Below are 7,692 nucleotides of genomic sequence, written 5' to 3'. Positions count from 1 at the left end.
GGCAACGAACTTGGCGACTACGACCAGGACCGCGACGAGCGCGAGGAAGACGAGGCAGTAGGCGACCACTGCGATGGGTTCCACGCTGAGGAAGACGGGGACATAGACGCCGATGTTGTCTCCGCCGTTGGCGAAGGTGACTCCTGCGACGGTCCACGCGCTGACCTTCGTGCCCGTGACCTTGGCGTCATCGTCGTCATCGTCTCCGCGCCAGGCTTGCCATGCAGCCCAGAGACCGAGGGCCAGGGGGATGAGCCCGAAGTACGGGATAGCTGCTGAGGGCAGGAATGCTCCGGCTCCGATAGTCACCAGCACAGCGGCACCGAGGATGCAGGCGAACCCCACGTACTGGCCGACCAAGATGCGGGTGGTCGTCCCGCGTTGGCCCGCGCCGCGGGCGAAGAACAAGGAGAGCACGATGATGTCGTCGATGTTGGTCGCGATGAACAGGCCGATTGCCTGCAGGACCGCAGCCAGGATCACGCGCCCGCCTCTGCTGCGTCGCATCCGTGCACCGAGCAGGCAGGATCGATGCACGGGGCGTTCTCGTCAACCGCGAGGGTGACGTCAACCAGGGCGGTCAGCGCCTGCGTCAGGTGGGGATCGGCGATCTCGTAGCGCGTCTTGCGGCCCTCGGGTTCGGCAGCAACGATGCCGCAGTCGCGCAGGCACGCCAGATGATTGGACACGTTGGAGCGTGTGAGGTCCAGATCGCGGGCCAGCTCTGCCGGGTAGGCCGGCCGGTCGAGCAGCGTCAGGATGATCCGGGACCTGGTCGGGTCGGCCAGCGCGCGGCCCAACCGGTTCATCACGTCCAGGCGAGAAGCAATGGTCAGCATGCGCTGAACTATACAGCGAGGACTGAAGTGGTTTTACGCAGCCCGGAGTCGCTAAGCGTGCGAACGAGGCTGTGTCAGTTGGGGATCGACCCACGGGACGATTCGCCCGATCATCAGGGAACTCACGAAGCGGCGACAGAACCCCGCCACATAACGGCCAAGGCCACACTGACCCGCAGACCTTTCGACCAGGGGTCTACGGCACGAAGGACTTGGCCAGCGACTCCAGGTCGGCAAACGGAAGGGCACGCAGCGACTGTCCGCTGCCCAGTGCCCAGATGGAGTAGCCGTCCTTGCTGTCCTGCGTCCCGTCGGTCTTCCACGTGCCCGTGGTGACCAGTTTGACCTCGATGGTGGTGGGGACGGCCTTGTGGGGCTCGATGGCTAGCAGCTTGCGCCGGGCCTCCGGCTCGATGATGAACGAGGCCTTCGTGTCGACACATAGAACCTTGGTGCCGGCCCACACGATGAAGTCGGGGAAGAACCACACCGTCTGGCCCAACGTGACGAGAGGAATCCTGTAGCCGGTCTGCGACCGGTTACGAGCCCATACGAGCCCTGTTTCGTCGAGGGCGCGGGCGAACTTCAACTCCAGCTCGTTGAGGCCGTCGTAGCCGTCGTGCAGAGAGTTATTGAAGGTCTCCATGTTCGACACCCTGACCAGCGTGCCGCCGACCTCGTAGGGCTTGGGCTTCAGCTGCTTGATGACCGCGTGTCGCAGGTACTCGTCGACCGCCTCGGCAGCGTTGTCGGCCAGGCTCTGGTAAGCGCTGCTTCCGACGCCCACCTTGGCGTCGAACTTCGCATCGTCGGTGTCGATGACCGTCAGCGCCGGCCGGTACCGGCGCGCCACCTCGCGCCGGAAGACCCACCTGGCATTGACCCGGTTGGGCTGCTCGAACTCAACCCAGTCGGTGTCATCTGTCTCGTTCGAGCCGATCGACTGTTGAACGGTGCGGCGGCGACCCTCGCCCCTGGTGTTGACGGTGTCGCCGGTGTAGTCGTGAACCTTCGCTAGGACCTTCTCGACCGGCTCCGCGGCCGCCGTGTTGTCGATGGCCGTCCGAGGGACGGAGCGGTTCTCTTTGGGCTCCAGGCTCTTCGGCTCCTCCGTGCCCGGAGGAGAGGTCAGGATGCGGACTTCTGGCGCGTTCCCACCCAGGCCATTTCGGACGTCCTCGACTACCTGGGAGAACGCGTCGTTGCGATCAACGCGCACGTAGAAGTGCGCGGTGTTGAGCCGATCGGCCTGGTAGTGGATCGCCCCCGGCTGGCGCAGCACGCGCCCGATGACCTGAGCGATCTGCACAGTGGAGTCCATGCTCTTGTCGACGTAGGCGAAGTAGACGCTCGGGTCGTCCCAGCCCTCCTGGAGGGTCTGATTGAAGATGATGTGCCGGTAGTCGCCGGCTACGAACGACTCGTAGTCGGCGTCGCCGCCCGTGAACAGGTTGAACTCCAACGGCAACGGGAAGTCCTTGTGGGTCTTCAGGTCGGCGTAGACCGCCACTTCCTCGGCTGGGATGCCGCACTGCTCAGTCAGGTAGCGCCAGATCAGGATGGGCGGCGCCTGCCGCTGGTCGAACACCTGCTTCGGGTCATCGCTCATGCCTGCGTCGTCGGCAACCATGTTGGTGTTGCAGACGTAGATCGCCTTCGGCAGGAAGGTGAGGCCTTCTGCCTTCGCGGCCGCTTCGGCCTCGCGCAGGTCGGCAAGCATCTCGTTGATCGTCTCCTGCATCGGAGCGTTCAGGCCGTCCAGGGCGATGATCCCCTTCACCAGGCCCGATGCCACCACCGTCGCCGCCGGCACCGTCGTGATGAGGTCCTCGGTCGCGTAGTCGCCCTGGGTGCGCAGTGGCTCGATGACCTCGGTGGCGAATTGCGCCGGGAAGCGCAGCGTGGCGCTGGCCAGCAGGAACACTGCCGGGTGTTGCTCCAGCAAGAGCGTGGTCTGTTGATCGCTCAGGTTCTGCGCCTCGTCGTAGACGACGATCAGAGGTCGCCGCACTCCTTCGGTCGTCTGGCGGCCCTTCAGTGCCTCCCACCGCGTCGACTCGATGGTGTCGGTGTCGGCGGCGAAGATCTTCAGGTTGCTCTTCTCGCGGTCACGCTGGTTGAACGTGCCGACCGTGGCGAAGTACAGCAGCGACTCCTTGGAGTTAGCCACATCCGCAGGGTCATACTCGCTGAGCAGTCGCACCGTGGTGTCGGGTAGCAAGTGCTTGTACTTTCCGCCATCGGCGAGGTTGGCGTACGTCTGCTGGACAACCACCTTGCCCTTGGAGAGCCACAGGACGACTGGCGGCACCTCCATCAGGGCCACGATCTCGCTCACGGCCTGCGCGAGGATGGCGGTCTTCCCCGATCCAGTGATTGACGAGAGCGCCTGGTAGAACGGTACGTCGCGCCGCTTGGCCCCGCGGCCGTAGGGGATCGGGTCGGCGTGGTAGTCGAGGAACCGGTCGGCGATCTGCGAGGCCGCCTCCTGCTGAAACTGGAAAAGCTCAATTGCCACGGTCAGTTCTCCTCGACGAACGACTCGGTGCGGACATCGAGGCCGAAGTCGGACAGGATGCGGTCGGGGATCTGATACCACACCACGTCGTCGGTCACTATGAGGTTGCGGCGGCTGTATACGTGGTAGGTCGGGGCGAGGCTGGCGGCGTCGGCCTCCTCGGTGATCGCCTCGTACACCTCCTCTGTGAGGTCTGTGTTGGAGCCGGCTCCATGCCAGACCAGGTAGATGCCCTCGTTGTTGGCGTTGCGAGCCACGAGGTAGGTGTACGCCGCCTCGTCCGGCACGGGGATCAGGACCGGGCCGCGCCGGCTGCCCGTCGACGAGTGCGACGCGACGACCGTGTCGATCATCTCGTCGCGCTCCATCATGAGCAGAGTCTTCGCGTCGACCCTCTTCTCCAAGGTCTTGAACGTGAAGCCGCCACCGAGTGCCGCGTGAGACTTCCTGTCGGCCCATCTACCGTCGATGACCCGCTTCAGCCGATCCACGGTGAGTGTCTTCGCGTAGGAGTCGCCGTTCTCGGGTCGTCCCTGCTCGACCAGGATGAAGCGCCGTTCCGCGCTCTGGTCGTGGTTCAGTTTCAGCACGGCGTGACCGGTCGTGCCCGAGCCCGCGAACAGGTCGAGAACGGTGCCGTTCGGCGGGCACCAAATCTGGATGATCTTGGTCATCAACTTCATCGGCTTCACGGTCTCGAAGCCGTGACCGGCACCCACGATCGCCGTTAGCTCGTCGACACCCGTCTGACTGTGCCCGGACTGCTCATGGTCCCACGACACGCTGCCCAGCACTTCGGGATCGTCCATGTCCTCGTCGGCCCAGTAGGTCATGGGCACGCGACCTTGCTTGACGTCTTCGAGGTAGCGCTTCATCGCTGGGCGTCCCGTGCCCTTGACGCCGAAGTAGACCTGTGGCCACGGGCCGTCGGCGAGCAGGCGGCTCGCCTTCTCCTTTGCCTCTCCTACGGGTGTCTTCAGCATGAGCGCCTTGACCGTGCGGAGTCCCGTGGCCTCGACACCGATGACCGACGCCCGGGCGTCCGCGTCCTTGATGTCGCGCAGCTCGTACGTCACGCCCCAACGCTCCAACAGGGGCTTAGCCTCTCGCTGCGGTATGACCCAGCACCGTCCCGACGGTGGGTAGTGGACCTCTCCCGTGAACGGCGACTGGATGCCGTACACCATGCCCTGATGGGTCAGCGCTTTCGGTCCCGAGAAGTCGCCCGACTTCCACAGCCTGGAGTCACCGTCACGCGTCTGGTATCGCGCATCCATGCTGTCCGTGCGCGGTTCGAGTCCCGTCTTCGCTAGTCGCTCGCTCTTCGCGTACACGAGGACGTACTCGGTGGCAGTTGAGACGTGCCGGTTGTCGGAGCGCGGAGCGTAGCTCTTCTGCCAATTGATGATGGCCAGCCGGTTCTCCTCGTAGAACAACTCGTCGAGCATCTGTCCGAGGTGGAAGAGTTCGCGGCTGTCGATACAGATCGCCAGCACCCCGCCCGGCTTCAGCATCGCCTTCATCATCTGGAGGCGGGGGTACATGAACTTCATCCACTTGGTGTGGCGCGCGGGGTCGTCGCTGCCCACGAACTCGCCGAGGTCCGGGTCGTTGGGGTCCTTGTCCCACTTGTCGTTGTACCGGAAATCACTGCCCGTGTTGTACGGCGGATCGGTCAGAATCAGATCCACCTGTCCCTTCTCGCGGTATAGCGACGCCAACGCCTGAAGGTTGTCGCCCTCGATCAGCAGGTTCTTCGCGCTGGCCTCCTCGTCGCCGGCGCTATGAGCCTTGACGGTGCGCATCGTGCGCGGGCGGACCCTGCGTCCCAGCTGCCGGGCGAGCACCTTCCCGGGGAATGACAGGTTGACGCCTGCGCCGGTCTTCTCCCGAATCAGTTCGACGAGCTGCTCAACGGGCAGCGATTCAAGCTCCGTCATGTCGTCCACGGTGTCCACATCTAGTCCTCTCTCGCAGCGCGGTCACCTCGGGCGACGGTGCAGCTTCACGCTCGTCATTCTTCCGTACTGGCTCTGAAACCTCCGGCCCCCGCCACCTGCGGCGCTCCAGCTCGCACACCGGCCCAGCACCTAGCGGCGGTGTGATCGAGCGGCAGCAACCGCCGCACGCAGGGCCCCCGCGACGGCGATGATCAAGCCCAGGGCTAGCAGTGGGTAGCCGAACACCGCGTAGCCCGCGATGGGCCTCGTCGACGCAGAGGGCGGGAAGGGCAGCGGGTGCGGTGTGAACCCGGGCTCGGGCCACAGGATGATGGCCAGCCCGACTAGTGCGAGCACTCCCCCGGTCACTACCCAACTCATCCCGGGGCGGGTGCGGATGGCGGTCACTGTTCCTCCTCGGCGGCCTCGGCCGGGATCTCGACGAGGGCGCGCGGGAGCGGTACGCGGTCGTGGGCTGCTTCCCACAAGTGCCACGCCAAGGCGTCGCCACGCTCGTCGTCGGCCGGATTGATCGTGTCCGTGGGGTCCCACCACCCCGCCTCGGGGTCGGTCTCGGCCTTGACCTCGACATCGACGGCGAGCCCGATGGCCCGCGCCGTGTCGAGTACGGCGGCGGTGAAGGCTTCGGCGTAGGCCTGGAAGGTGGCTGCATAGCGTGCCCGGAGCAGTTCCTCGGCCGCCTCTTCCTGCGCTGCCTGGGCGTCAACGGCCGCGTTGTAGGCGTCCCACTCTTCGGCGGGCGCTCCTTCGGTCGGTCCTGGGTGTTGGGCGCTCCACTCCTCCCCTGCTCGATAGAGCACCTGGGCGGCGTCGTCGACGTGCGGCAGCATCGTTTCGCGCTGCGCGGTCGACGCGTCCTGGTAGGCCTCGGTGACGAGCTGGGCGACGTTGAGCGGCACGATCACCGGCAGGGTGCGCCGTGGCGCCAGAACTACCGGGTCGGCGTCGTAGCCCACGGTGCCGCCGACGAGCTGGCTGAGGGCGTCGGACTCCCATGAGCCGGGCCGGCCAGCTGTGATCCTGTTCGCGCTGCCGACGTTGGCGGCGACGGCTCCGAGCGCTGAGGCCAGGAAGTCGGAGAAGTCGACCGGTCCGTGCTGCGGGTGGTCGAGCTGGACGGCGGCGGTGAGGGTGGCCACGGTGGCGTCCCACAGTCGCCGGTACTCGGTGGCGTAGGCCTCGGCCGGGTCTGTGCCGGGTTCGGGCTGGTGGTTGGTCATGGTGTGTGTCCCCTGTCTGCCGTGTCGAGTTGGTCAATGCTGTCAGCGTGGTCTGACATGGGTTATCGCACGAGCCGGTTGGGCAGGCGCGGCGGTGGTGTGGGCAGCGAACCGTCGTTTTTGGTGCGGGCGGCGTCGACGGCGGCGGCGATCGCCTCGCTGCACCATGCGCTGTCGCTGGGCCAGCGGCCGGCCTGCTGGTCGGCGTTGATCGCGGCGCGCATCCGGGCCACGGTGTCGGTGGGGATGGAGAACGATCGGGTTGAGCCGGTGCGCTCGTCGGCGCGTCCCCGGGGCTGCGCGGTCGCGCGTTGCTTGGGGGTGCGCGCGGCGTAGGTCTCGATCGCGGCTGCGATCCAGCGGGCGAACGTGTCGGCCTCTCCCCCGTTGGTCCAGTCGGCCAGGTAGGCGGCCTTGGCGTCCTCGAACTCCTGAGGGGTGAGGTAGATGCCGAGCCGGGCGGTGTCGCTGGCGGCCGCCGTGGCGGCCTTGCGGACGGCGGCCGGCTTCTTGGTTGTGCTGCCCTTCTCGGTGGCGCTGGTGGCCTTCTGTGGGGCGTGGGCGGGCTCCTCGACGGGTCGCGTGGCGGTGGGCTGTGCCGAGCTGCGCGGCTCGGCCGTGGGCTCGAGGTCCGGGGTGTCCGGGTCGAGGGCGATGGCGGCGCGGTTGCGGTCGCGCAGGCTGCGGCGGGTCATCGTGTCTCCTTGGTCTGGTTGGTCGATGTGGTCAGGCGGTGGCGTGGTGCTCGGCGCTCACCTGGGCGTCGGGCTCGGGTGTGCCGATGATCGGGGCGAGGGCGGCGGCGTAGTCGGCCGCGATCGGTGAGCCTGGGGCAAACACCGACACGGGCATTCCGCTGGTGTAGGCGTCTCGCGCGGCTACGGCTTCCCGGACGGGGGTGGTCACTCGGCCGGGGTGCTGCTCGGTGAGCATGTCCACGACGTCGCGGTCGAGCAGCCGGCGGCCGTCGTAGCGGGTGGGCACGATCCAGTGCACGCGCTGGCCGGGCTTCATCCTCGGGGCGATCCGCTGGGCGATCACCTCCACGAGCCGGTCGAGCTGGTCGTAGGCCTCGGTCTCGCACGCCACGGCCGCCACCACGACGTCGGCGGCCGCCAGGGCTGCCAGGGTGACCAGGCCGAGGGCCGGCGGGG

General features: G+C 66.7%; 7 protein-coding genes. All 7 read right to left on the bottom strand.

Annotated features, from left to right (window positions below):
* A partial coding sequence (locus G555_RS0105005; RefSeq protein ID WP_028708028.1) for a cadmium resistance transporter occupies window positions 1-483 on the bottom strand: 483 nt, incomplete at its 3' end.
* On the bottom strand, window positions 480-839 hold the full coding sequence (gene cmtR / locus G555_RS0105000; RefSeq protein WP_028708027.1) for a Cd(II)/Pb(II)-sensing metalloregulatory transcriptional regulator CmtR: 360 nt from the start codon (window positions 837-839) through the stop codon (window positions 480-482). The genes G555_RS0105005 and cmtR, both read right to left, overlap by 4 nt.
* A 196-nt stretch (window positions 840-1,035) precedes the next feature.
* Window positions 1,036-3,357 carry a DEAD/DEAH box helicase family protein gene (locus tag G555_RS0104995; protein WP_028708026.1) on the bottom strand — a complete coding sequence of 774 codons (2,322 nt, stop codon included), beginning with the start codon at window positions 3,355-3,357 and terminating at the stop codon, window positions 1,036-1,038.
* Window positions 3,358-3,359: 2 nt separating this feature from the next.
* Window positions 3,360-5,297 carry a site-specific DNA-methyltransferase gene (locus G555_RS0104990; protein WP_084634766.1) on the bottom strand — a complete coding sequence of 646 codons (1,938 nt, stop codon included), beginning with the start codon at window positions 5,295-5,297 and terminating at the stop codon, window positions 3,360-3,362.
* 404 nt (window positions 5,298-5,701) lie between these two features.
* Entirely contained in the window at window positions 5,702-6,538 is an 837-nt protein-coding gene (locus tag G555_RS0104980; protein ID WP_028708023.1) for a hypothetical protein, read from the bottom strand.
* A gap of 62 nt (window positions 6,539-6,600) precedes the next feature.
* Window positions 6,601-7,233 carry a hypothetical protein gene (locus G555_RS0104975; RefSeq protein ID WP_028708022.1) on the bottom strand — a complete coding sequence of 211 codons (633 nt, stop codon included), beginning with the start codon at window positions 7,231-7,233 and terminating at the stop codon, window positions 6,601-6,603.
* A 31-nt stretch (window positions 7,234-7,264) separates the two neighbouring features.
* Window positions 7,265-7,692: ParA family protein (locus tag G555_RS22565; protein WP_211223180.1), on the bottom strand; the 428-nt coding region annotated here is incomplete at its 5' end.

It is taken from the genome of Propionicicella superfundia DSM 22317 (genome assembly GCF_000423465.1).
Lineage (GTDB): Bacteria > Actinomycetota > Actinomycetes > Propionibacteriales > Propionibacteriaceae > Propionicicella > Propionicicella superfundia.
Note: the sequence above shows the minus strand (reverse complement) of the source record. Positions and strands in the feature narration are given on the sequence as shown.